Source organism: Neisseria blantyrii (assembly GCF_962747855.1).
GTDB lineage: Bacteria > Pseudomonadota > Gammaproteobacteria > Burkholderiales > Neisseriaceae > Neisseria > Neisseria viridiae.
On the sequence record NZ_CAUIZY010000011.1, the window covers coordinates 23,245 to 46,223 of the forward strand.

The window sequence follows — 22,979 nt, forward strand, 5'->3', positions numbered from 1 at the left end:
GGTCAATTCCCCGACGCTTTCGTTCCCCCTGCGCCGTAAACCGCATTCCAAGCATGGTCCAAACGCACTCCGATTTGCCTCAGCTCTTCAGCCTGCCGGGCTTTTTGCGCCATTGCTGCAGGAATTTCCGCTTCCAAACGGGCGATGTCTGCCTGAGCCGCCTGCAACCGTCTGCGCGCATCTTCCAAATCCGACTGCATCCCGATAATTTTTCCGTCAAGCTTGTTTTGTTTTTGCAATAAGGCGCGGTAACCGGATTGGATACTGAGCAAATTGTCTTCAGCATCCCCGGCCCATACGCTTGTAGAAAAAACAACCATCAGAAAATAAAATATTTTTTTCATGTTCAACTTCCGTTTGAATGCCGTCTGAAGCCGCATTCCGACATCAGACGGCATCGCCCACGCCTGTGGATAACTTAAGCGCGGATACGTTTCAACACTTCTTCTTTGCCGATTAATGCCAACACGGCATCGACGCTGGGGGTTTTCGCCGTACCGCAGACAGCAAGGCGCAGGGGCATGCCGAGTTTGCCCATTTTAATGCCTTCTTCGTCGCAGAAGGGTTTGAAGAGGTCGTGGATGGCTTCGGCATTCCAGTCTTCCAGCCCTTCGAGGCGTTCGGCGAAGCGCAGCATGCGTGCCGCCGCTTCGTCATCCCAGTGTTTGGCAACATCGGCTTCGGCAGGGACTTGTTTTTTGTAGAAATACAGACATTCGTCTGCCAAGGCGTTCAAATCTTGGGCACGGTCTTTGACCAATGCCAACACGTCTTCCAAAGCAGGTTTTTCGGTTTCATGAATATCGCGCAGGGCAAGGCGCGGTTTGACGAGTTCGGCGAGTTTGCCGTTGGGCGTGATTTTGATGTGTTCGCCGTTAATCCAGTAGAGTTTCTTCAAATCCATACGGCTTGGGGACGGGGAAACGTCTTTCAAATCAAACCATTCGATGAATTGTTCCATCGTAAAGAACTCGTCGTCGCCGTGCGCCCAGCCCAAACGTGCCAGATAGTTGAGCATGGCTTCGGGCAGGATGCCCATCGCGCCGAAATCGGTAATGGCAACGGTATCGCCGCTGCGTTTGGAGATTTTTTTGCCTTGTTCGTTAAGAATCATCGGCAGGTGGCCGTATTCAGGCAGGGTAGCGCCGATGGCTTTTAAGATGTTGATTTGTTTCGGGGTGTTGTTCACATGGTCGTCGCCCCGGATAACGTGGGTAACGCCCATGTCGTAGTCGTCCACCACGACGCAGAAGTTGTAGGTCGGCGTACCGTCGGCGCGGGCAATAATCAGGTCGTCGAGGGCTTCGTTGGGGATGGAAATTTCGCCTTTGACCAAGTCCGTCCATTGGGTGACGCCGTCCAAAGGCGTTTTGAAGCGGACGACGGGTTGCACGCCGGCAGGAATTTCGGGCAGGGTTTTGCCTGCTTCCGGTCGCCAGCGGCGGTCGTAAGTCGCCGTGCCTTCTTTTTCGGCTTTCTCGCGCATCGCTTCCAATTCTTCTTTGCTGCAATAGCAGTAGTAGGCATCGCCTTTTGCCAAGAGTTCGGCAATGACTTCTTTATAACGGTCGAAACGGCGGGTTTGGTACACCACGTTGTCGGCGTTGTCGTAATCCAGTCCGACCCATTTCATGCCGTCGAGGATGATGTTGACGGATTCGGCGGTGGAACGCGCCAAGTCGGTGTCTTCGATACGCAATAAGAATTCGCCTTTATGATGGCGGGCAAACGCCCAAGAAAACAAGGCGGTGCGCACGCCGCCGATGTGCAGGTAGCCGGTAGGGCTGGGGGCGAAACGGGTTTTGACGGTCATGATGGCTCCAGAATCTTTGAAAGCGTTTATTTTACTGGTTTTACCGTGCTTGGGCATCAAAAATGCCGTCCGAACCCTGCCTGTGGATAAGTTTCAGACGGCATTTTCCTTGTTTTCAATGCTTCGGCACGCGGAACAGTGTATCACGCGCCGCCGACCGGATTTCTTCGGGATTGCATCCAAAAAAAAGTTCAATGAAACAGCTAATTGAAAAAATCCCGCCCCCATTTTTCCAAACGGTAGAGGGATAACGCATATCCCTCTTGCAGCATAAAGATTTTTTTCTTATTTCCCGCATCAAACCGCGTGGTCGGCGTGGCAGACATATAAACGCGGACACCCAAATCCTCCGCCATTTCCGCTGCCCGCGCCAAATGGTAGGGATCGCTGACAATCACCACGCTGGCAATACCGTTGGCACGCAAAACCGGACGGATGTTGTTCAGGTTTTCATAAGTGTTGCGCGAAGTGTTTTCAAACAGGATGTTGCGCGCCGGAACCCCCTGTTTGAGCGCGTACCGCCGCCCGACCTCGGCTTCGGTCATATAGCCTTTTTTGGTTCGCCCTCCCGTAAACACGATTTTGCCTACCCTGCGGCTCTGATAAAGCGCGATGGCGTGGTTGATGCGTTCCCGAAAAACCGGGGAAGGGCGTTTGTCCCACGCGGCTGCGCCCAACACCAGCGCGGCATCCGCTCGGACATACGGCGGCAAAACCTGCCCGCCCGTCCGATAAACCGCCCAAACGGATGAGGCAAACACCAGCAAAAGCGGAAAAACACTCAAACAGAAACCGCCCAACAGGTAATAGCGCAAGCCGTTGCGGCTGCAAAACAGCCGTTTGTTCACAATACCGCTTCGATATTTTCCAACGGTCTGCCGACAGCCGCCTTACCGTTCGCTAAAACAATCGGACGCTCCAACAGGGCGGGATGATCGGCGATGGCACGCAGCAGCGCGTCATTGTCCAAGTTTGGGTTGTCCAAACCCAATTCCTTGTACAAATCATCTTTCACACGCATCATCCCGCGCGCCGATGCCAAGCCCAATTTGTTGAAAATATCCTTCAATTCGGACAAGTCGGGCGGCGTATCCAAATATTTGACCACTTCGGCAGCAATGCCGCGTTCTTCCAATAGGGACAAGGCGGCACGCGATTTGCTGCAACGCGGATTGTGGAAAATTTTGATTTCAGACATGACATTTCCTTACTTCTCGACAATCCCCTTATTATCGGCTTACGCAGGATTTTACTCAATATCCCGCCTCCAACCGTACCAAACGGTTTACAATACCCGAATCGACATACAAAGGACAAAACGATGAAATACTTGAATCTTGCCGCAATCGCCCTTGCCGCCACATTTGCCGCACATACCGCCTCGGCAGACGAGCTTGCCGGATGGAAAGACAACACCCCGCAAAACCTGCAATCGCTCAAAGCCCCCGTCCGCATCGTCAACCTGTGGGCGACTTGGTGCGGCCCGTGCCGAAAAGAGATGCCCGCCATGTCCAAATGGTACAAAGCGCAGAAAAAAGGCAGCGTCGATATGGTCGGCATCGCGCTCGACACATCCGACAATATCGGCAACTTCCTCAAGCAAACCCCCGTCAGCTATCCGATTTGGCGTTACACCGGGGCGAACAGCCGAAACTTTATGAAATCCTACGGAAACAATGTCGGCGTACTGCCCTTTACCGTCGTCGAAGCCCCGAAATGCGGATACAGGCAGACCATTACCGGGGAGGCAAACGAAAAAAGCCTGACCGAAGCCATCAAACTCGCCCGTTCAAAATGCCGTTAAATGCCGGATGCCGTCTGAAGCCGCTTCAGACGGCATTTTTCTTTTCCACCCGCCTGCCGGTGCAAACTTATCCACTATCTAAAAGCAGGCGGAATCTTTATAATCGGCACTGTCTTACCTATTGTTCAGACGGCATATCCCTGCGGACGCAACCGCCCGAAACGATATGCCGCCCATTTCTTACAGGACCTCCTATGATCCGTTTCGAACAAGTTTCCAAAACCTATCCCGGCGGTTTTGAAGCCCTGAAAAACGTCAGCTTCCAAATCAAAAAAGGCGAAATGATATTTATCGCGGGGCACTCCGGTTCGGGCAAATCCACCGTCCTCAAGCTGATTTCGGGTATCACCAAGCCGAGCAGGGGCAAAGTCCTGTTTAACGGGCAGGATTTAGGCACATTGTCCGACAACCAAATCGGCTTTATGCGCCAACACATCGGCATCGTGTTCCAAGACCACAAAATCCTCTATGACCGCAACGTCCTGCAAAACGTCATCCTGCCCCTGCGGATTATCGGCTATCCGCCGCGCAAAGCCGAAGAACGCGCCCGCATCGCCATTGAAAAAGTCGGCTTGAAAGGCCGCGAATTGGACGACCCGGTAACCCTCTCCGGCGGTGAACAGCAGAGGCTGTGCATCGCCCGCGCCGTCGTCCACCAGCCCGGCCTGCTAATTGCCGACGAACCCTCCGCCAACCTCGACCGCGCCTACGCGCTCGACATCATGGAACTCTTCAAAACCTTCCACGAAGCAGGAACAACCGTCATCGTCGCTGCTCATGACGAAACCCTCATGGCAGACTACGGCCACCGCATCCTGCGCCTCTCGAAAGGACGACTCGCATGAGCATCATCCACTATCTCTCGCTGCACGTCGAATCCGCACGCACCGCACTCAAGCAGCTTCTGCGCCAACCCTTCGGCACACTGCTTACCCTCATGATGCTCGCCGTCGCCATGACCCTGCCGCTGTTTATGTATCTGGGCATCCAAAGCGGGCAAAGCGTATTGGGCAAACTCAACGAGTCGCCGCAAATCACAATCTATATGGAAACCGCCGCCGCACAAAGCGACAGCGATACCGTCCGCAGCCTGCTGACGCGCGATAAGCGGATTGACAACGTCCGCTTCATCGGCAAAGAAGACGGTTTGGAAGAATTACAGTCCAATCTCGACCAAAATCTGATTTCCATGCTTGACAGCAACCCCCTGCCGGATGTCTTTATCGTTACCCCCGACCCGGCAACTACTCCCGACCAAATGCAGGCAATCTACCGGGACATTACCAAGCTGCCTATGGTCGAATCCGCGTCTATGGATACCGAATGGGTGCAAACGCTGTACCAAATCAACGAGTTCATCCGCAAAATTTTGTGGTTTCTTTCCCTGACGCTGGGTATGGCGTTCGTCCTTGTCGCACACAACACCATCCGCCTGCAAATCCTCGGCCGCAAAGAAGAAATTGAAATCACCAAACTCTTGGGCGCACCCGCGTCGTTTATCCGCCGCCCCTTCCTTTATCAGGCAATGTGGCAGAGTATCTTCTCCGCCGCCGTCAGCCTCGGATTGTGCGCCCGTTTGCTTTCCTCAGTGCGCCCCTTGGTCGATGCCATCTTCAAACCCTACGGCTTGAACATCGGCTGGCGTTTCTTTTACCCTGAAGAAATCGTGCTGGTGTTCGGCTTCGTCATCGCGTTGGGCGTATTCGGCGCGTGGCTTGCCACCACCCAGCACCTGCTCGGCTTCAAGGCCAAAAAATAAAACACCGTCAAAAATGCCGTCTGAAGCCGTTTCAGACGGCATTTCGATTTGCCAGTATAATGGCGCATTTTCCCAATAAGGACTCCCCACTATGCTGACACCCGAACAAGTCAAAGCCCTGATTGCAGGCGTAGCAAAATGCGAACACATCGAAGTAGAAGGCGACGGACACCATTTTTTCGCCGTCATCGTTTCATCAGAATTTGAAGGCAAAGCACGCCTTGCACGCCACCGCCTGATTAAAGATGGGCTTAAAGCCCAACTGGAAAGCAACGAACTGCACGCACTTTCCATTTCAGTAGCCGCCACACCGGCAGAATGGGATGCCAAAGCACAATAACCGCCATACAAAAATGCCGTCTGAAACAGCACAACGTTTCAGACGGCATTTTTTATCTCAAACCGTTTACTCGCTACGTTTTTCCAAAGCGGCTACAGCTGGCAGCTCTTTACCTTCCAAGAACTCCAAGAACGCACCGCCGCCGGTGGAGATGTAGCCGATTTGACCGGTAACGCCGAATTTGGCAATCGCCGCCAGCGTGTCGCCGCCGCCTGCAATCGAGAACGCTTTGCTTTGGGCGATGGCTTCGGCAAGGGCTTTCGTGCCGCCTGCGAATTGATCGAACTCGAACACGCCGACCGGCCCGTTCCATACCACCGTACCGGCAGCTTTGAGCAAATCGGCAAGTGCAGCGGCGGATTTCGGGCCGATGTCCAAAATCATCTCGTCTTCGGCAACGTCGGCAATGTCTTTCACCACAGCTTCCGCATCAGCGGCAAAGGCTTTGGCAACGACGACATCGGTCGGCCGCGGCACAGAACCGCCTTTGGCCGCCATTTTCGCCATGATTTTTTTGGATTCTTCCACCAAATCGTGTTCCGCCAAAGATTTGCCGATGGCTTTGCCTTCCGCCAACAGGAAGGTGTTGGCGATACCGCCGCCGACGATGAGTTGGTCGACTTTATCTGCCAGCGATTCGAGGATGGTCAGCTTGGTGGACACTTTGCTGCCGGCAACGATGGCAACCATCGGGCGCACAGGCTCTTTCAGGGCTTTGCCCAAAGCGTCGAGTTCGCCCGCCATCAATACGCCGGCGCAGGCAACGGGTGCGGCTTGGGCGACGGCTTCGGTCGAGGCTTGGGCGCGGTGGGCGGTGCCGAACGCGTCGTTGACGAACACGTCGCACAAGGCGGCATAGGCTTTGCCCAGTTCCAAATCGTTTTTCTTCTCGCCTTTGTTGATGCGCACGTTTTGCAGCATGACGACATCACCCGCGTTCAGGGCAGGTTTGTTTTCACTCCAGTCGTTCAATACTTTCACGTCTTTGCCCAACAGACCGCCCAAGTGCGCGGCAACGGGCGCGACATCGTCTTCGGAATGGAATTCGCCTTCGGTCGGGCGACCCAAGTGGGTCATCACGATGACGGACGCGCCGTTGTCCAAGCAGTATTTGATGGACGCAAGCGAGGCGCGGATACGGGTGTCATCGCTGATTTTGCCGTCTTTGAACGGCACGTTCATATCGGCGCGGATGAGGACGGTTTTGCCCCGCACGTTTTGTTCGGTCAGTTTTAAAAATGCCATAATCAGTCCTTTTCAATCAGTGTTTGCGATACAGAAACAATTAATGCCGTCTGAAGGCTTCAGACGGCATCGCAACCCGATCAGCCGGATACGCGCTCGATTTTCGCGCCGACGCTGCCGAGTTTTTTTTCAATATTTTCATAACCGCGATCCAAGTGGTAAATCTGTTCGACCACGGTTTCGCCTCGCGCCGCCAAACCGGCGATAACGAGGCTTGCGGACGCACGCAAATCCGTCGCCTTGACGACCGCGCCGGAAAGCTGTTCCACACCCTGCACAAATGCCGTATTGCCCTCGGTTGTAATGTTCGCCCCCATTCGATTCAACTCGGGGACGTGCATAAAGCGGTTTTCAAAAATCGTTTCCACCACGCGGCAGCTTCCCTCCGCCACGGCATTCAATGCCATAAACTGCGCCTGCATATCCGTGGGGAAGCCGGGGTGGACGACCGTGCGGATGTCCACCGCCTTCGGACGCTGCCGCATATCGATGGCGATCCAATCGTCGCCCGCCTCAATCACCGCACCTGCCTCAACCAGTTTGTCCAACACCACTTCCATCGTTTTCGGCGCGGCATTCCGCAAAACCACCCTGCCGCCGGTTATCGCCACCGCGCACAGGAACGTCCCCGCTTCAATCCGGTCGGGGACGACGCTGTGTTCGCAGCCGTGCAACTCATCCACCCCTTCCACAATCATGGTTGAGGTTCCTATACCGCTGATTTTCGCGCCCATTTTGACCAGGCATTCCGCCAAATCGACCACCTCGGGCTCGATGGCGCAGTTTTCCAAAACCGTCGTACCTTCCGCCAGAGTCGCCGCCATCAGCAGGTTTTCCGTACCGCCGACGGTAACGACATCCATCGCCACACGCACGCCCTTGAGTTTGCCCTTGGCTTTGACGTAACCGTGTTCGATGACGATTTCCGCCCCCATTGCCTCCAAGCCCTTCAAATGCTGGTCGACAGGGCGGGAACCGATGGCGCAGCCGCCCGGCAGGCTGACTTGCGCCTCACCGAAACGCGCCAGCGTAGGGCCGAGTACCAAAATTGAGGCGCGCATGGTTCTGACCAATTCGTAAGGGGCGCAGGTATTGTTTACCGTACCTCCGTTGATTTCAAATTCGCTGATATTGTCGGTCAGAACGCGTGCGCCCATGCCCTGAAGCAGTTTTTGCGTGGTTTTGACATCAGCCAGCATGGGGACGTTTTTCAAGCGGAGCGTACCTGATGTCAACAAGCCAGCACACATCAGCGGTAAAGCTGCATTTTTTGCACCGGAAACTGTAATTTCGCCGTTGAGCGGCCCGTTTGCGGAGATTTTCAGTTTGTCCACGTTTGTTCTTTCCTAGTAGGTACTTGTAATATTTCAATACTCGGGACAACGCATAAAGCATCACCCGATGAAGGTTGCAGAGGCGGAATTATAAGGGATTTTCGGGAAAAATACGGAAGCCGCACCAAAGAATTTGACGAAATGCCGCGCTTTCCGAACAAGGATTGTCAGAAAACAAAAAAAGCCGAGTTTTGAAAACTCAGCTTTTTTTGTTTTATCTGGTGGGTCGTGAGCGATTCGAACGCTCGACCAACGGATTAAAAGTCCGCTGCTCTACCGACTGAGCTAACGACCCGATAAGCCCGAAATTCTATACATCAAGCCTGATGCTGTCAACCATTTTGTCGGCGTTCAGACGGCATTTTATTTATCAGGCTGTTTTTTCGTATAAATTAACGAGGTCAGTATCGATGCACCCAACGCGCCGAAGACGACCGACAGCGAAACGGAAATCGGGATATGCACCCAATGCATTACCAGCATTTTCACACCGATAAAACTCAACACGAATGCCAAGCCGTATTTCAGGAAGATAAAGCGTTCCGCCACATCCGCCAGCAGGAAATACATCGCCCGCAAGCCCAGAATTGCGAAAATATTGGAAGTCAGCACGATAAACGGATCGGTGGTAACGGCAAAGACGGCGGGAATGCTGTCCACGGCAAACACGACATCGCTCAATTCAATCATGACCAGCACCAAAAACAGCGGCGTGGCGATTTTTTTGCCGTTCTCGACGGTAAAAAATTTCTCGCCGTGAAACTCCGTGCCGACCGGAACGACTTTCTTGACGGCATTCAGCAGCCTGCTGTTTGCCAAATCCTCTTTCTCATCGCCTTCGGGCTTCATCATGTGTATGCCGGTATAGAGCAGGAACGCGCCGAACAGATACAGAATCCACTCGAACTGCCGAACCAGTGCAGATCCGACGAAAATCATGACGGTGCGCAATACCAATGCGCCCAATACGCCGTACAGCAGCACGCGGTGCTGAAACTGCGGTGCGACTTTGAAGTAGCCGAATATCATCAGGAACACGAAAATATTGTCGACTGCCAACGATTTTTCCAAAATGTAGCCGGTAAAGAATTCCAATACCTTTTCTTTTGCGACTGCCGCGCCGTAGCCGGGATTGCCGGCGAGTTCGAAATACAGCCAGCCCGCGAACAGGCAGGATACGGCAACCCACAAGCCGCTCCATGCCAAGGCTTCTTTGACACCGACTTTATGGCTGCCGTTTTTCTTCAGCGAAAACATATCCAAGGCAATCATGACCAGCACTGCCGCAAAAAAAACGCCGTAAAACAACGGCGACCCGATGCCGGGATATTCTGTCATGGTTCAATCTCCTGATTTGAAATGTAGTTATGTTACCAACCGATATAAAACATCGCTTTTGCCAAAAACACAATCAGCAGCATATGGGTAAAGACGACGGCGTGTATGTATTTCGACCACCCGACAGTCAGCGTGGAACGCGCCATTTTGACGACGGCGATGGCAAAGTGCGCCAACACGCTGAACGCCAACAGGATTTTCAGCGTCAGCATCGTGCCGAATGAAGTGGTAAACGGTTCGCCCAATACGGGAAGGTAGCGGTTTGCCGCCATCACGATGCCGCTGGCGAACAGCAGTCCGACCACAAACGGCATCACCCTGACGGCACGGTAGGACATGGCTTTTTCCACTTCGCGCCGCGCCTCGCGCGACACCCGTCCCGTGTGCAGGACGGACAAAACCAGCACTTCAAAAAACACGCCGCCGACAAAGGCAATGGCGCAATACAGATGGACGATGTGCGCGACGGCATAAATACTCATACGATGCTCCAACCGGAAAACTCGGATACGGATTGTATCACTATCACCCCCGATGTCCGCATACCGCTTCCCGCACCGCCTCGGCGATTCTCGCGCCCGCTCCGCGATGTTGTGCGATAAAGCCGTCCACACGCGCCTGCATCCGCATTCCGCCCCCCTCGTCCGATAAGGTTTTTTCAACGGCTTCCCGCCACGCGTCCGCCGATTCGACTTGAACCGCCGCACCCGATGCCAAGGCGTGCCGGCAGGCTTCGGAAAAATTGTAGGTTGAAAAGCCGAATATCGTCGGAACGCCGCAGGAAAGCGGTTCGATGATGTTCTGACAGCCCGAATCGACCAGACTGCCGCCGACAAAAGCGACATCGGCGCACAGGTAATACGCATACAGCTCGCCCATACTGTCGCCTATCCACACCTGCGTATCGGGCTCGACCGGCAAACCGTCGCTGCGCCGCTGAACCTTAAACCCGAAGCGTTTTGCCGTTTCAAATGCCGTCTGAAAATGCTCGGGATGGCGCGGCACGACGACCAGCAGGGCATCGCCGCGATATTGTTGCCACGCCGCCAGCAGTTTTTCCGCCTCGTCCTCGCCCCGATAAACACGCGTGCTGCCGCACACGGCAACCGGCCGGTCTCCGATTCGTTTTTCAAACTGCCCCGCCAGCGTTTTCATCTGTTCAGACGGCATCAGGTCGTATTTGGTATTGCCGCACACCTGCACGGATGCCGCGCCCAATTCTGCCAACCGCGCCGCATCCGCCTCCGTCTGCGCCAAACAGCCCGTCAGCGAAGCGGCTGCAGGACGGATCAGGCGGCGGACTTTCAGATAACCGTTCAGCGATTTTTCCGACAGCCGCGCATTCGCCAAAAACAGCGGCACCCCCGCGCGCCGGCATTCCTTCATCAGATTGGGCCAGATTTCGGTTTCCATCAAAATGCCGAACATCGGGCGGTGTTCGCGCAAAAACTGCCGTACCCACGTTTTTTTGTCATACGGAAGATAGCGGCATTGCGCATCGGGAAATAGAACTTGCGCGGTTTCCCGTCCCGTCGGGGTCATCTGCGTCATCAGCAGCGGCGCATCGGGAAAACGCTGCCGCAACTCGCGTATCAAAGGTTGGGCGGCACGCGTTTCCCCGACCGAAACGGCGTGTATCCAAACCGCGCCGGTAACGGGATTCGGATACGGCTTGCCGAAACGCTCGCCCCGATGCGCCCGATATGCCGGGGCACTTCCGGAGCGTTTGTCCAAATAACGCCGTATCCATATCGGCGCAAGCAGCCACAATACATCATAAAGCCATTGGAACATCTTTCTATTTCCTGCAAAACAAATGCCGTCTGAACGGTTCAGACGGCATTTCGGCAACGGAATCAAATATCGTAGGTTGTCGAAGCGGTATCTCCGCCCTTGCCCGTCCAGTTGGTATGGAAAAACTCGCCGCGCGGTTTGTCGGTGCGTTCGTAAGTGTGCGCGCCGAAGTAGTCGCGCTGTGCCTGCAAGAGGTTGGCAGGCAGACGTTCGGTCGTGTAACCGTCCAAGAACGTAATCGCCGATGCCGTGCAGGGCATAGGGATGCCGCATTCGACCGCCTTGGCAACCACCTTGCGCCACGCCGGCAGGCAGTTTTCCAAAATATTTTTGAAATACGGATCTGTACCCAAGAACACCAAATCGGGATTGTTTTCATACGCGTCGCGGATATTGCCCAAAAACGCGCTGCGGATGATGCAGCCTTCGCGCCACAGCAGCGCAGTGTTGCCGTAGTCCAAATCCCAGCCGTAGCTTTCGCCCGCTTCGCGGATCAGCATAAAGCCTTGTGCGTAGGAAATGATTTTGGATGCAAGCAGGGCCTGTCTCAACGCCTCGACCCATTCTTGTTTGCCGCCTTCGACGGGCGTAACGGTTCGGGCGAACAGCTTGCCGGTCTGCACGCGCTGTTCTTTGAACGACGAAACGCAGCGGGCGAACACGGCTTCGGAAATCAGCGTCAGCGGAATGCCCAAATCCAAGGCATTGATGCCCGTCCACTTGCCCGTGCCTTTTTGCCCTGCCGTATCGAGGATTTTCTCGACCAGCGGCTCGCCGCCTTCGTCTTTATAGCCCAAAATTGCTGCTGTGATTTCAATCAGATAAGAATCCAGCTCGGTTTTGTTCCACTCGGCAAACACGCGGTGCATTTCGTCGTAGGACAGTCCCAAACCGTCTTTCATAAACTGGTAAGCCTCGCAAATCAACTGCATATCGCCGTATTCGATGCCGTTGTGCACCATTTTGACAAAATGTCCCGCGCCGTCCTTGCCGACCCAGTCGCAACACGGTTCTCCATGCGGCGTTTTGGCGGCAATCGCCTGAAAAATCGGTTTGACGGCTTCCCAAGCGCGTTTATCCCCGCCCGGCATGATGGACGGGCCGCGCCGCGCGCCTTCCTCGCCGCCGGATACGCCCGCGCCGACAAACAAAATCCCTTTTCCGGCAAGGTAATGTGTCCGCCGTGTCGTGTCGGGGTAATTGGCATTGCCGCCGTCGATAATGATGTCGCCTTCTTCCAACAGCGGAAGCAGTTGTTCGATAAAGTCGTCAACCACCGAACCTGCGCGAATCATCATCATGATTTTTCTTGGTTTTGCCAGCTTATCGACCAAGTCGTGCAGGGAGTACGCGCCGATAATACCCGTCCCTTTTGCCGCGCCGTTTAAAAACTCGTCCACTTTATTGGTTGTCCGGTTGTAGGCAACCACCTTAAATCCGCAATCGTTCATATTCAGAATCAGGTTTTGCCCCATAACCGCCAAACCGATTACGCCAATATCGCCTTTCATTGCAGGAAGCTCCGTTATAGATTTAATTTATCGACCGCAACTCTACCCGATTTACACTTGTTTAACAATCCTTAACTTTTAAATTTTTTGAAAAGATGCCTTTACGCTTTGCTGTACCGTTTTGCTGAAGGGTTATAAATAAAATATAAAATTTAAATAATAAAACGATGATTATATTGATATGGAAAGTTTTCTGTGGGTAACTTTTTTTTATTTTTAAAATCATCGGGATTGCTGTTTTTAAAGGGTGTCGGTAAGGCGGTTTTCCTTTTGTGCATCCCTGTGGATTGTTTTTCGTGGGGAATAGGCTTTGTGGATAGTTTGCTTGTTGTGCAGATGACATCCCGCTTTTCTTTACCGAATGGCTGCCGGTGACTTTAAGGACGGGAATGCTGTGGAGATTTGAGCAGGAAATGTGTTTGGAACTTGTGGGGATAAGAAAGTGTCGGCACGGATGTCTTTTTTTCTGCATATTGGCAGGGTGTGCATCCGGATTTGTGTATAAGTGGTGGAGAAAATGAGATTTGTGGGTAAATCTCGTAATATTTCAAAAAGATAACTTTTGGCGAATTATGTATAAGTAAAGTTTCGGATGGGGATACGTATATAAAAAAATGCCGTCTGAAGCGGGTATTTTATCGATTCAGACGGCATTTGTTTGGAAAAGGGAGTGTTATCCACATTTTTTAATGTTCAGCTCGTGAAATGCGTCGGGCAAATCATCGCTGTTGGAAAATTCGACCCATTCGTAGGCGGTCTCGTCCGCCAGAACTGCGCGTAAGAGCGCATTGTTAATGGCATGTCCCGATTTGTAGCCTTCAAACGCGCCGACAATCGGGTGTCCGACGATATACAAATCGCCGATGGCATCAAGGATTTTGTGGCGCACAAACTCATCGGGATAGCGTAAACCTTCGGGATTCAGGACATCCGTGTCGTCAATCACGATGGCGTTGTTCAGATTGCCGCCTAAGCCGAGATTGTGGGCGCGCATCATTTCAACTTCGTGCATAAAGCCGAAAGTGCGCGCGCGTGCGATTTCATCGATGTAGGATTTGCCAGCGAAATCGATTTCAAAAGTGGGCGAACTGCGGTTGAAAACCGGATGGTCGAATTCGATGGTCAGGGTAACTTTAAATCCGTCATACGGTGTAAAGCGCACCCATTTTCCCGCTTCTTTGACTTCAACGGGTTTGAGGATTTTCAAAAAACGCTTTTGCGCCGTTTGGTCGACCACGCCCGCATCTTGCAGGAGGTAAATAAACGGCAGGCTGGAGCCGTCCATAATTGGGATTTCAGGCGCGTTCAACTCAATCAGCGCATTGTCGATACCGTAGGCGGACAGTGCGGACATGATATGTTCGATGGTGCCGACGCGCACGCCTTTGTCGGTAACGATGGTGGAGGAAAGGCGGGTATCGTTGATTAAATAAGGGGTCAGCTTGATTTGTTCACCCATCTCGCCGTCCAAATCGGTGCGGCGGAAGGAAATCCCGCTGTTTTCAGGCGCGGGGTGCAGGGTCAGTGCGACGCGTTCGCCCGAATGCAGCCCGACTCCGGTAACGCTGATGGATTTCGCCAAGGTTCTTTGCAGCATAAACCGCCTCCTTAAAAATTGCTTATGGTCGGGATAATACGATAAAAGGGAAAAAACAATCCATCAAATTTAATAGTATTTGCCAATACGGATGTTTTATTTAAAACAAAATGCCGTCTGAAACGATTTGTTTGTGTTTCAGACGGCATGGGTCAGGCAGCTTTATTCGTACACTTTCAGCAGCTCGACTTCAAATATCAAAGTGGCGTGCGGAGGAATCACGCCGCCCGCGCCGCGTGCGCCGTAGCCCATTTCCGAAGGGATGGTCAGCTTGCGTTTGCCGCCTTCTTTCATGCCGCCGAAGCCTTCGTCCCAGCCTTTGATGACTTGTCCGACACCGAGCGTGATGGTCAGCGGTTGGCGGCGGTCGAGGCTGGAGTCGAATTTGGTTCTGTCTTCCAGCCAACCTGTGTAATGCACGGTAATCTCTTTGCCTTTAACTGCTTCTTTTCCGAAGCCTTCCTGCAAGTCTTCAATAATCAGGCCGCCCATATTTGTCCTTTCGCGTATCTGTTAAAAAAAACAAGGGTAACATACCGTCCGTCGAAGTCAAATGCCGCTCAAACGTCATCCGCACCGGTGCAGCTGAAACGGCTGCGTTTGTTTGATTGTTTTATTTTTTTCGTAAAGGTTCCATGCTTTTTCATGGAAATAGAAAACGACGGTGTTGATTAGGGGCTTGACCAGCGCGACCGCCCCGGATACGCCTATGCTGCCCGTCAGCACATAGGTTACACTGAAGGCGGTGCTGAAATGCAGTACGGCAAAAGTCGGGGTTTTTAGCATCATTCTCTCCCGGATTGGACATTGACGGAGGGATGATAAAGATTATCATAAGGCTGTGCGGTTTAAATTTGCTATTTGCTGTTAGTGTAAATAAATCGTTTTTCAAATAAGGATAGAAATTATGAATCATAAAAAGATAGTCGTATTGGATGCGGATACTTTGCCCTGTCGGGTTTTTCATTTTGATTTCCCACACGAGCTTGCGGTTTACGGCACGACAGATGCCGAGGAAACGGCGGTACGCGTATGCGGTGCGCACATCGTCATCACCAATAAGGTTGTCATTTCTGCCGATATCATTGCGGATAATCCTCAGCTTGAGCTGATTGCCGTCAGTGCGACCGGCGTGAACAATGTCGATATTGAGGCTGCGAAGGCGGCGGGCGTTGCGGTATGCAATGTCCGCGCATACGGAAACGAATCGGTTGCGGAACACGCCTTTATGCTGATGATTGCGTTGATGCGGAATTTGCCCGCCTATCAGCGTGATGTTGCGGCAGGATTATGGGAGAAGTCGCCGTTTTTCTGCCATTACGGCGCGCCGATTCGGGATTTGAACGGCAAAACGCTGGCGGTTTTCGGACGCGGCAATATAGGGCGGACGCTTGCCCGATACGCGCAGGCATTCGGTATGGAGGTGGTGTTTGCCGAACACAAACACGCACCCGACGTGCGAGAAGGCTATGTTTCCTTTGAAGATGCGGTACGGACTGCCGACGTGTTGTCACTGCACTGTCCGCTGAACGCCCAAACTGAAAATATGATAGGCGAAAACGAATTGCGGCAGATGAAGCCGGGCGCGGTTTTAATCAATTGCGGGCGCGGCGGGCTGGTGGATGAAAACGCGCTGCTTGCCGCACTCAAATACGGGCAGATCGGCGGGGCGGGTGTCGATGTTTTGACGGAGGAGCCGCCCAAAAACGGCAATCCCTTGTTGAAGGCTCACCTTCCCAATCTGATTGTTACGCCGCATACCGCGTGGGCAAGTCGTGAGGCTTTGGACAGGCTGTTTGATATATTGTTGGCGAACATTCACGCCTTTGTGAAAGGCGAGGCGCAAAACCGGGTAGTTTGAGCTTGTCGGGATGACGAAAAAATGCCGTCTGAACGCCTCAAGGGTTCAGACGGCATTGTTTTGACATTTCTGCTTAACCGACTTTGTCGCCCGGTTGTGCGCCTGCATCCACATCCAAGAGCTTCAGTTTCCCGTCTGCCGTGGCGGCACTTAAAATCATGCCTTCGGATACGCCGAATTTTGCCATTTTGCGCGGGGCGAAGTTGGCAACGGCGATGACCATACGGCCGTTCAATTCGGCAGGATTTGGGTAAGACGCGGCGATGCCGGAGAAGATGATACGTTTTTCAAAACCGAAATCGAGGTCGAATTTCAGGAGTTTGGTGCTGCCTTCGACGGCTTCGCAGTTCAATACTTTGGCGACGCGCATGTCGATTTTCATAAAGTCGTCGAAACTTGCCTGTTCGGCGACTTTTTCGTATTTGCTGTCTTCAACAGGCGCGGGGGTTGTCTGAATACTTTGTTTGTTGGCTTCGATTAAATCGTCCACTTGTTTTTGCTCCACTCGTTGCATTAAATGTTCGTATTTGTTGATGGTGTGTTCGCCCAAGGTTTCGCGTGTATTTGCCCAAGTGATGGCTTCCAAATTCAGGAATTTGGCGGCATTTTCGGCCACTTTCGGCAATACGGGGGCGAGGTAGGCGGTCAACATGGTAAAGGCGTTGATGAGCTCGCTGCATACTTCGTGCAGGCGTGCGTCTTGGCCTTCTTGTTTGGCGAGTTCCCAAGGTTTGTTGGCATCAACGTATTCGTTGACAATGTCCGCCAAGGCCATGATGTCGCGCAGGGCTTTGGCGTATTCGCGGCTTTCGTAGCATTCGGCAATGGCTTCGCTTTGTGCGGCAAGTTTTGCCAGCAATTCGCTGTCGGCAACATCTTTCAGACGGCCTTCAAAGCGTTTGGCGATAAAGCCTGACGCGCGGGCGGCGATGTTGACGTATTTGCCGACGAGGTCGCTGTTTACGCGGCTGATAAAGTCTTGCAGATTCAAATCGATGTCTTCGATTTTGCTGTTGAGCTTGGCGGCGATGTAGTAGCGCATCCACTCGGGGTTCAGGCCTTGTTCCAGATAGGATTTGGCGGTGATGAAGGTACCGCGCGATTTGGACATTTTTTGTCCGTCCACGGTCAAAAAGCCGTGTGCGTACACGCCGGTCGGGGCGCGGTGGCCGGAGAAATGCAGCATGGCGGGCCAGAACAGGGCGTGGAAATAGAGGATGTCTTTGCCGATGAAGTGGTACATCTCGGTTTGGCTGTCGGCTTTGAAGTATTCGTCAAAATCGACGCCGATGCGGCCGCACAGGTTTTTAAACGAGGCCATGTAGCCGACGGGCGCGTCCAGCCAGACGTAGAAGTATTTGCCCGGCGCGTCGGGGATTTCGAAACCGAAATACGGCGCGTCGCGGGAGATGTCCCAGTCGGACAGCGTGGTTTCTTCGCCTTCGCCCAGCCATTCTTTCATTTTGTTGAGGGCTTCGGCTTGCAGATGGGGCTTGCCGTCGTGCGGGTTGTTGCCGGAAGTCCATGCTTTGAGGAAGTCGGCACATTCGCCCAGTTTGAAGAAGAAGTGTTCGGATTTGCGCAATTCGGGTTTGGCACCGGAAACGGCGGAATACGGGTTAATCAGTTCGGTCGGGGAATAGGTCGTGCCGCAGACTTCGCAGTTGTCGCCGTATTGGTCTTGGGTGTGGCATTTGGGGCATTCGCCTTTGACGAAGCGGTCGGGCAGGAACATTTGCTTTTCAGGGTCGAAAAGCTGCTCGATGACGCGGCTCTCAATCTTGCCGCCGGCTTTCAGCGCGCGGTAAATGTCTTGGGAAAACTGTTTGTTTTCAGGGGAATGGGTGCTGTAATAATTGTCGTAGCCGATGCCGAAACCGGTAAAGTCGGCGAGGTGCTCTTCGCGCACTTTAGCAATCATGTCTTCGGGCGCGATGCCTTGTTTTTGCGCGGCAAGCATTACGGGCGTGCCGTGGGTGTCGTCGGCGCAGCAGTAGTAGCATTCGTTGCCGCGCAGTTTTTGGAAGCGCACCCAAACGTCGGTTTGGATGTGTTCGACCATGTGGCCGAGGTGGATGCTGCCGTTGGCATAGGGCAGGGCGGAGGTAACGAGGATTTTGCGTGTCATGGTTTATGCTTTTGGGGATAGATGGTAAAGGGGAATTATACCGTAAATGCCGTCTGAAGCCTGAAAAATCAGGCTTCAGACGGCATGTTCGCAAACTGTCCGGACTTATTCGACCGTAACGGATTTCGCCAGGTTGCGCGGTTTGTCCACATCGGTACCGCGTGCGAGGGCGACATGGTAGGAAAGAAGCTGCACGGGGATAGTATGCACGACGGGGGACAATTCTCCGACATGGCGCGGTGCGCGGATAACGTGCACGCCTTCGGTGGCATTAAAATTGCTGTCGAGGTCGGCAAAGACGAAAAGTTCGCCGCCGCGTGCGCCGACTTCCTGCATATTGGCTTTGACTTTGTCCAACAGGCTGTCGTTGGGCGCGATGACGACGACGGGCATGTTTTCGTCCACCAAGGCAAGCGGCCCGTGCTTCAGTTCGCCGGCAGGATAGGCTTCGGCGTGAATGTAGGTGATTTCCTTCAGCTTCAACGCGCCTTCGAGGGCAATCGGGTAATGGATGCCGCGCCCTAAAAACAGCGCGCTGGTTTTCTTAGCAAACTGTTGCGCCCAAGCGGCAATTTGCGGTTCGAGGTTCAAAGCGTGCTGCACGCTGCCGGGAAGCTGGCGGAGTTCTTCGGTGTAACGTGCTTCATCTTCGCCGGATACCAAGCCGCGTACCTTCGCCAGCGTTACCGCCAAACCGAACAGAGCGACCAGTTGCGTGGTAAATGCTTTGGTCGAGGCGACGCCGATTTCCGCACCGGCACGGGTATAAAGCACGAGGCTGCTTTCGCGCGGCAGGGCGGATTCCATCACGTTGCAGATAGAAAGGCTGTGGCGGTGTCCCAAAGATTTGGCGTATTTCAAAGCCTCCATCGTGTCCAGCGTTTCGCCGGATTGGGAAATGGTAATGACCAGTTGGTCGGGGTCGGCAATCACGCTGCGGTATCGGTATTCGCTGGCGATTTCGACATCGGCCGGGATTTTGGCGATGGATTCCAACCAATATTTGGCGGTCAGCGCGGCGTAATAGGACGTGCCGCAGGCAAGGATTTTGACGCTGCGGATGCTTTCAAACACGCTTTTGGCGTTTTTGCCGAAGTTTTCGGGGATGAAGCCGCCGTCGAGGAAAACCTCCGCCGTGTCCGCAATCGCGCGGGGCTGCTCGTGGATTTCCTTTTGCATAAAGTGGCTGTACGGGCCCAGTTCCAAAGAAGCAAGGGAGAGTTCGGATACCTTGACTTTGCGTTCGGCGGACAGGCCGTTTTTATCGGTCAGCCTTTTGATGCCGTCTGAAGCCAGCAGCGCGATGTCGCCGTCTTCGAGGTACGCCACGCGGCGCGTAAAGGCGATGACGGCGGACACGTCCGAAGCGATAAAGGTTTCATCGTCGCCCAAAGCGACCAAAAGCGGGCAGCCCATACGCGCCACAACTAATTCATCAGGCTTGTCTTGGGCAATAACCGCGATGGCGTATGCGCCGTGGAAACGTTTGACCGCTTCCTGTACCGCTTCAAACAGCCTGCCGCCGTTTTGCGCGTATTCGTGATTGATGCTGTGGGCGATGACTTCGGTATCCGTTTGCGATTCAAAACGGTATCCCAAACCTTCCAAGCGTTTGCGTTCGCTTTCAAAGTTTTCGATGATGCCGTTGTGGACGACGGCAATCATCCCGCCGCTGATGTGCGGGTGGGCGTTCGGCTCGGTTACGCCGCCGTGTGTCGCCCAGCGCGTATGACCGATGCCGATGCTGCCCGCTATTCCTTTTTCGCGTGCCGCGTCCTCCATAAGCTGCACGCGTCCGACGCGGCGCACGCGTTTGATTTTGCCGTCGGTGTTGACGGCAATGCCTGATGAATCATAACCCCGGTATTCGAGGCGTTTGAGTCCGTCGGTCAGAAAATCGACGACGTTGTGATGGGCGCGGATGGCGCCGACGATACCGCACATAACTGTTCCTTAGTATCCGGTTGAAAAAAAAAAACAGGCGCGGACGGCTCCCGTGCCGCACCTTCCGCTTCGGATTATAAACCGCCTCCCGCACCGGAAAACAGCAAAATGCCGTCTGAAGGCTTGGGCTTGCTCAAAAAAAGGAGGGATTTCCCTGTCTGCCCGTGAAAGGCGTTCAGACGGCATTGCCTGCTACTAGTTTATAGTTTTTGCAAATCAATATTGACAAGCTGAAAAAAAAAAACAATATACTCGCCCGGTCTTAATGTTAACGGAGTATGGAAATGAAACAAATGCTTTTGGCCGTCGGCGTAGCGGCAGTGTTGGCGGGCTGCGGTAAGGATGCCAGCGGTTACGAGGGGTATTGGCGCGAAAAGTCGGACAAAAAAGAGGGTATGATTGCCGTCAAAAAAGAAAAAGGCAATTATTTCCTTAATAAAATCAACGTATTTACAGGCAAGGAAAAGTCTTTGCTTTTGTCTGAAAAAGACGGCGCGCTTTCGATAAACACGGGGATAGGGGAAATCCCGATCAAACTTTCCGACGACGGGAAAGAGCTGTATGTCGAACGCAGGCAGTATGTCAAAACCGATGCGGCGATGAAGGACAAAATCATCGCCCATCAGAAAAAGTGCGGACAAACGGCACAGGCATACCTCGACGCGCAAAATGCGTTGCCGTCAAACCAAACGTATCAGCAGCGTCAGGCGGCGATCGAGCAATTAAAACAGCGGTTTGAAGCCGAGTTTGACGAATTGGAAAAAGAAATCAAATGCAACGGCAGACCCCGGGCATTGTTGCTTTAGCGGAGGATAACCGGGAGGATGCCGCCGTCCGAATCGGACGTGCGGTTTCCGTACCGGTACGGGCGGGCAGGAATGTCCGCCTTTTTTTGTTCGGACGCGTTTGAATATCCGTTTGATTCTGTTCGTTTGCAAGGGGTATTTCCGTTTGGGCGGAAATCCATTCCGTCAAATATAGTGGATTAACAAAAATCAGGATAAGGCGACGAAGCCGAATAGTACGGCAAGGCGAGGCAAAGCCGTACTGGTTTTGTAATCCACTATAAAAAAGGCATTTTGTCCGACCGGCAGGCTTGTGCCTGCGGTATCGCAAAACTTCGCCTTAATGCGCCCGATTGGCCGTGATGGGCTTCAGACGGCATTGTTTTGCCGGTTTACGGCCGGTATTCGGGCTTCATGCCGTTGGGTAGAAGCTGCCAGACGTAACCCGGTTCTTTCATTTTACCAGCCGTTTCCCCTGCTTCGTCGCCGTAACCCCAGAAATAATCCACGCGCACCGCGCCTTTAATCGCGCTGCCGGTATCCTGCGCCATAATCAGGCGGTTGAGGGCTTTGCGGGTAACCGGGTGGGCGGTGGCGACAAATAAGGGCGCGCCCAAGGTAATGTAGTGCCGGTCGATCGCGCCGGCGTATTCGCCCATCAGCGGCGTGCCCAGTGCGCCGACGGGGCCGTCATTGCCGCTTCCGGCAAGCTCGCGGAAAAAGATATAGCTGGGGTTTTGCCCTAAAACTTCGGCGAGGCGTTGCGGATTTTGCCGCATATAGGCTTTGATGCCCTGCATGGAGGTTTGCCCGAGCTTGAGGTAGCCCTTATCCGCCATGTATTTTCCGATGGAAACATACGGATGCTCGTTTTTGTCGGCGTAGCCGATGCGGATGTATTTGCCGGACGGGGTTTTCAGACGGCCCGAGCCTTGGATGTGCATAAAAAAGAGTTCGACGGGGTCTTCGGCGTAACCGAGTATCGGGGCTTTGCCGTCAAGCGCGCCGCCGTTGATTTGGTTGCGCGTGTGGTAGGGGAGGAAGCGGCTTCCTTCAAACCTGCCTTTGATTGCCGTTGTGCGCGCGGTGATGGGGAATCGGGAGAGGTCGGCGGTATGCGTGCCTCCGGCATTGTCGATTGTGCCGCTGTTTTTTCCCGTCTGCCTGATGCGGACAAGGGCTTTTCCGCTCCGCAAACCGGCAGGCAGGGGGACGGAGATAAAATCGTCGGGAATGCCGTAAATCGGGAAGCGGGCCTGTTCCGTCCGCCTGTCGTCGCCCTTCAGCACCGGCTCGTAATAGCCGGTAACCGTACCGGCAAGGCTTCCGTTGCCTGCAACCTGCCACGGCGTGAAATAGCGTTCAAAAAACTGTTTTGCCTGAAAGGAATGGACGGGGGTTTGAAAGGCTTGGGCGCACACATCCTGCCAGCCTTGGCGGTTTTTCAAATTTGAGCAGCCAAGCCGGAAAGACTGTAGGCTCTGGGTAAAGTTTTGCGCGCTCCAGTGCGGCAGGCTGTCGTGAGGAACCGCCGTGTAAACCGCCCCTCCGCCTGAAACCGTAGTGCCGACAGGAAAAGGGGTACCCGCAGGGCGGTCGGGGCCTTGAATAACGGATGTATCAGGAATCGGGAGGGGTTGGATGCTTTTGCTTTGACAGGCGGCAAGAATGGCGGCAACCATGCTGAATAGTGCCGTTTGAAACAGGTGTTTTTTCATAATGGGCA

Annotated in this window: 23 protein-coding genes and 1 tRNA gene; 6 read left to right on the top strand and 18 right to left on the bottom strand. The window is 53.6% G+C overall.

What is annotated here, in order from left to right; translation table 11 throughout:
* Positions 1 to 2 precede the first annotated feature (2 nt).
* The 4 genes from Q9J80_RS08940 to arsC form a co-directional block, all read right to left on the bottom strand.
* Positions 3 to 398, bottom strand: a complete 396-nt coding sequence (locus Q9J80_RS08940) for a hypothetical protein (protein WP_101097009.1) — start codon at positions 396 to 398, stop codon at positions 3 to 5.
* Between the two features lie 20 nt (positions 399 to 418).
* The gene (gene gltX / locus Q9J80_RS08945) at positions 419 to 1,813 is read right to left on the bottom strand and encodes a glutamate--tRNA ligase (RefSeq protein ID WP_101141255.1); all 1,395 of its coding nucleotides are present in this window, start codon (positions 1,811 to 1,813) and stop codon (positions 419 to 421) included.
* A 203-nt stretch (positions 1,814 to 2,016) separates the two neighbouring features.
* The gene (locus tag Q9J80_RS08950) at positions 2,017 to 2,661 is read right to left on the bottom strand and encodes a YdcF family protein (protein WP_002220030.1); all 645 of its coding nucleotides are present in this window, start codon (positions 2,659 to 2,661) and stop codon (positions 2,017 to 2,019) included.
* On the bottom strand, positions 2,658 to 3,011 hold the full coding sequence (arsC, locus tag Q9J80_RS08955) for an arsenate reductase (glutaredoxin) (protein ID WP_002224210.1): 354 nt from the start codon (positions 3,009 to 3,011) through the stop codon (positions 2,658 to 2,660). Before arsC ends, Q9J80_RS08950 begins: the two co-directional genes overlap by 4 nt.
* A gap of 123 nt (positions 3,012 to 3,134) precedes the next feature.
* Here arsC and Q9J80_RS08960 point away from each other — a divergent pair, with 123 nt between their 5' ends.
* The 4 genes from Q9J80_RS08960 to Q9J80_RS08975 all read left to right on the top strand — a co-directional run bounded on the left by Q9J80_RS08960 (position 3,135) and on the right by Q9J80_RS08975 (position 5,716).
* Positions 3,135 to 3,617, top strand: coding sequence for a TlpA disulfide reductase family protein (locus Q9J80_RS08960; RefSeq protein ID WP_301674010.1), 483 nt, complete (start codon positions 3,135 to 3,137; stop codon positions 3,615 to 3,617).
* 194 nt (positions 3,618 to 3,811) lie between these two features.
* Positions 3,812 to 4,462: a cell division ATP-binding protein FtsE gene (ftsE, locus tag Q9J80_RS08965; RefSeq protein ID WP_118793083.1), complete on the top strand. Its 651-nt coding sequence runs from the start codon at positions 3,812 to 3,814 to the stop codon at positions 4,460 to 4,462.
* Positions 4,459 to 5,376 (top strand): permease-like cell division protein FtsX, encoded by a 918-nt coding sequence (gene ftsX / locus Q9J80_RS08970; RefSeq protein ID WP_301674011.1) that lies wholly within the window; start codon positions 4,459 to 4,461, stop codon positions 5,374 to 5,376. The genes ftsE and ftsX overlap by 4 nt, the downstream gene beginning before the upstream one ends.
* A gap of 91 nt (positions 5,377 to 5,467) precedes the next feature.
* Entirely contained in the window at positions 5,468 to 5,716 is a 249-nt protein-coding gene (locus tag Q9J80_RS08975; protein WP_301674012.1) for a BolA family protein, read from the top strand.
* A gap of 66 nt (positions 5,717 to 5,782) precedes the next feature.
* On the opposite strand, the gene Q9J80_RS08980 is transcribed toward Q9J80_RS08975, so the two are convergent.
* From Q9J80_RS08980 to Q9J80_RS09030, 11 genes are all read right to left on the bottom strand, one after another.
* A complete protein-coding gene (locus tag Q9J80_RS08980; RefSeq protein WP_304671476.1) occupies positions 5,783 to 6,961 on the bottom strand; it encodes a phosphoglycerate kinase in 1,179 nt (392 codons plus the stop codon).
* Positions 6,962 to 7,041: 80 nt separating this feature from the next.
* Entirely contained in the window at positions 7,042 to 8,295 is a 1,254-nt protein-coding gene (murA, locus tag Q9J80_RS08985) for a UDP-N-acetylglucosamine 1-carboxyvinyltransferase (RefSeq protein WP_301672884.1), read from the bottom strand.
* Positions 8,296 to 8,514: 219 nt separating this feature from the next.
* Positions 8,515 to 8,590, bottom strand: a tRNA-Lys gene (locus tag Q9J80_RS08990).
* 68 nt (positions 8,591 to 8,658) lie between these two features.
* Entirely contained in the window at positions 8,659 to 9,633 is a 975-nt protein-coding gene (locus Q9J80_RS08995; RefSeq protein WP_301672883.1) for a TerC family protein, read from the bottom strand.
* A gap of 32 nt (positions 9,634 to 9,665) precedes the next feature.
* Entirely contained in the window at positions 9,666 to 10,115 is a 450-nt protein-coding gene (locus Q9J80_RS09000) for a CopD family copper resistance protein (RefSeq protein WP_301672882.1), read from the bottom strand.
* A 43-nt stretch (positions 10,116 to 10,158) separates the two neighbouring features.
* A complete protein-coding gene (gene waaA, locus Q9J80_RS09005; protein WP_301672881.1) occupies positions 10,159 to 11,427 on the bottom strand; it encodes a lipid IV(A) 3-deoxy-D-manno-octulosonic acid transferase in 1,269 nt (422 codons plus the stop codon).
* Between the two features lie 62 nt (positions 11,428 to 11,489).
* A complete protein-coding gene (gene gnd, locus Q9J80_RS09010; RefSeq protein WP_301672880.1) occupies positions 11,490 to 12,938 on the bottom strand; it encodes a decarboxylating NADP(+)-dependent phosphogluconate dehydrogenase in 1,449 nt (482 codons plus the stop codon).
* Between the two features lie 61 nt (positions 12,939 to 12,999).
* A complete protein-coding gene (locus Q9J80_RS09015; RefSeq protein WP_304671475.1) occupies positions 13,000 to 13,281 on the bottom strand; it encodes a hypothetical protein in 282 nt (93 codons plus the stop codon).
* Positions 13,282 to 13,611: 330 nt separating this feature from the next.
* On the bottom strand, positions 13,612 to 14,535 hold the full coding sequence (lpxC, locus tag Q9J80_RS09020; protein WP_304671474.1) for a UDP-3-O-acyl-N-acetylglucosamine deacetylase: 924 nt from the start codon (positions 14,533 to 14,535) through the stop codon (positions 13,612 to 13,614).
* 162 nt (positions 14,536 to 14,697) lie between these two features.
* Positions 14,698 to 15,027: an FKBP-type peptidyl-prolyl cis-trans isomerase gene (locus tag Q9J80_RS09025; protein ID WP_304671473.1), complete on the bottom strand. Its 330-nt coding sequence runs from the start codon at positions 15,025 to 15,027 to the stop codon at positions 14,698 to 14,700.
* Positions 15,028 to 15,102: 75 nt separating this feature from the next.
* Positions 15,103 to 15,321, bottom strand: coding sequence for a DUF2061 domain-containing protein (locus tag Q9J80_RS09030; protein ID WP_304671520.1), 219 nt, complete (start codon positions 15,319 to 15,321; stop codon positions 15,103 to 15,105).
* Positions 15,322 to 15,442: 121 nt separating this feature from the next.
* Between Q9J80_RS09030 and Q9J80_RS09035 the strand changes: the two genes are divergently transcribed.
* The gene (locus Q9J80_RS09035) at positions 15,443 to 16,396 is read left to right on the top strand and encodes a D-2-hydroxyacid dehydrogenase (protein ID WP_304671472.1); all 954 of its coding nucleotides are present in this window, start codon (positions 15,443 to 15,445) and stop codon (positions 16,394 to 16,396) included.
* 73 nt (positions 16,397 to 16,469) lie between these two features.
* Here Q9J80_RS09035 and metG read toward each other — a convergent pair whose 3' ends face one another.
* Together metG and glmS are read right to left on the bottom strand one after the other, a co-directional pair.
* Entirely contained in the window at positions 16,470 to 18,524 is a 2,055-nt protein-coding gene (gene metG, locus Q9J80_RS09040) for a methionine--tRNA ligase (protein ID WP_304671471.1), read from the bottom strand.
* A gap of 105 nt (positions 18,525 to 18,629) precedes the next feature.
* Positions 18,630 to 20,468 (bottom strand): glutamine--fructose-6-phosphate transaminase (isomerizing), encoded by a 1,839-nt coding sequence (gene glmS / locus Q9J80_RS09045; RefSeq protein WP_304671470.1) that lies wholly within the window; start codon positions 20,466 to 20,468, stop codon positions 18,630 to 18,632.
* A gap of 284 nt (positions 20,469 to 20,752) precedes the next feature.
* On the opposite strand from glmS, the gene Q9J80_RS09050 reads away from it, so the two are divergent.
* Positions 20,753 to 21,274 carry a hypothetical protein gene (locus tag Q9J80_RS09050; RefSeq protein WP_301672873.1) on the top strand — a complete coding sequence of 174 codons (522 nt, stop codon included), beginning with the start codon at positions 20,753 to 20,755 and terminating at the stop codon, positions 21,272 to 21,274.
* A 371-nt stretch (positions 21,275 to 21,645) separates the two neighbouring features.
* On the opposite strand, the gene mltA is transcribed toward Q9J80_RS09050, so the two are convergent.
* Positions 21,646 to 22,971, bottom strand: a complete 1,326-nt coding sequence (gene mltA, locus Q9J80_RS09055; RefSeq protein ID WP_301672872.1) for a murein transglycosylase A — start codon at positions 22,969 to 22,971, stop codon at positions 21,646 to 21,648.
* Positions 22,972 to 22,979 lie beyond the last annotated feature (8 nt).

Excerpts from the sequence above, each read along its gene's own strand:
- gltX (WP_101141255.1), bottom strand. The coding sequence starts at position 1,813 with ATGACCGTCAAAACCCGTTTCGCCCCCAGCCCTACCGGCTACCTGCAC.
- glmS (WP_304671470.1), bottom strand. The coding sequence starts at position 20,468 with ATGTGCGGTATCGTCGGCGCCATCCGCGCCCATCACAACGTCGTCGAT.
- ftsE (WP_118793083.1), top strand. The coding sequence starts at position 3,812 with ATGATCCGTTTCGAACAAGTTTCCAAAACCTATCCCGGCGGTTTTGAA.
- Q9J80_RS08995 (WP_301672883.1), bottom strand. The coding sequence starts at position 9,633 with ATGACAGAATATCCCGGCATCGGGTCGCCGTTGTTTTACGGCGTTTTT.
- Q9J80_RS08940 (WP_101097009.1), bottom strand. The coding sequence starts at position 398 with ATGCCGTCTGATGTCGGAATGCGGCTTCAGACGGCATTCAAACGGAAG.
- Q9J80_RS08975 (WP_301674012.1), top strand. The coding sequence starts at position 5,468 with ATGCTGACACCCGAACAAGTCAAAGCCCTGATTGCAGGCGTAGCAAAA.
- Q9J80_RS09030 (WP_304671520.1), bottom strand. The coding sequence starts at position 15,321 with ATGCTAAAAACCCCGACTTTTGCCGTACTGCATTTCAGCACCGCCTTC.
- Q9J80_RS09025 (WP_304671473.1), bottom strand. The coding sequence starts at position 15,027 with ATGGGCGGCCTGATTATTGAAGACTTGCAGGAAGGCTTCGGAAAAGAA.
- metG (WP_304671471.1), bottom strand. The coding sequence starts at position 18,524 with ATGACACGCAAAATCCTCGTTACCTCCGCCCTGCCCTATGCCAACGGC.
- mltA (WP_301672872.1), bottom strand. The coding sequence starts at position 22,971 with ATGAAAAAACACCTGTTTCAAACGGCACTATTCAGCATGGTTGCCGCC.
- Q9J80_RS08960 (WP_301674010.1), top strand. The coding sequence starts at position 3,135 with ATGAAATACTTGAATCTTGCCGCAATCGCCCTTGCCGCCACATTTGCC.
- gnd (WP_301672880.1), bottom strand. The coding sequence starts at position 12,938 with ATGAAAGGCGATATTGGCGTAATCGGTTTGGCGGTTATGGGGCAAAAC.
- Q9J80_RS09035 (WP_304671472.1), top strand. The coding sequence starts at position 15,443 with ATGAATCATAAAAAGATAGTCGTATTGGATGCGGATACTTTGCCCTGT.
- ftsX (WP_301674011.1), top strand. The coding sequence starts at position 4,459 with ATGAGCATCATCCACTATCTCTCGCTGCACGTCGAATCCGCACGCACC.
- Q9J80_RS09015 (WP_304671475.1), bottom strand. The coding sequence starts at position 13,281 with ATGTCATCTGCACAACAAGCAAACTATCCACAAAGCCTATTCCCCACG.
- arsC (WP_002224210.1), bottom strand. The coding sequence starts at position 3,011 with ATGTCTGAAATCAAAATTTTCCACAATCCGCGTTGCAGCAAATCGCGT.
- Q9J80_RS08980 (WP_304671476.1), bottom strand. The coding sequence starts at position 6,961 with ATGGCATTTTTAAAACTGACCGAACAAAACGTGCGGGGCAAAACCGTC.
- waaA (WP_301672881.1), bottom strand. The coding sequence starts at position 11,427 with ATGTTCCAATGGCTTTATGATGTATTGTGGCTGCTTGCGCCGATATGG.
- Q9J80_RS09000 (WP_301672882.1), bottom strand. The coding sequence starts at position 10,115 with ATGAGTATTTATGCCGTCGCGCACATCGTCCATCTGTATTGCGCCATT.
- lpxC (WP_304671474.1), bottom strand. The coding sequence starts at position 14,535 with ATGCTGCAAAGAACCTTGGCGAAATCCATCAGCGTTACCGGAGTCGGG.
- Q9J80_RS09050 (WP_301672873.1), top strand. The coding sequence starts at position 20,753 with ATGAAACAAATGCTTTTGGCCGTCGGCGTAGCGGCAGTGTTGGCGGGC.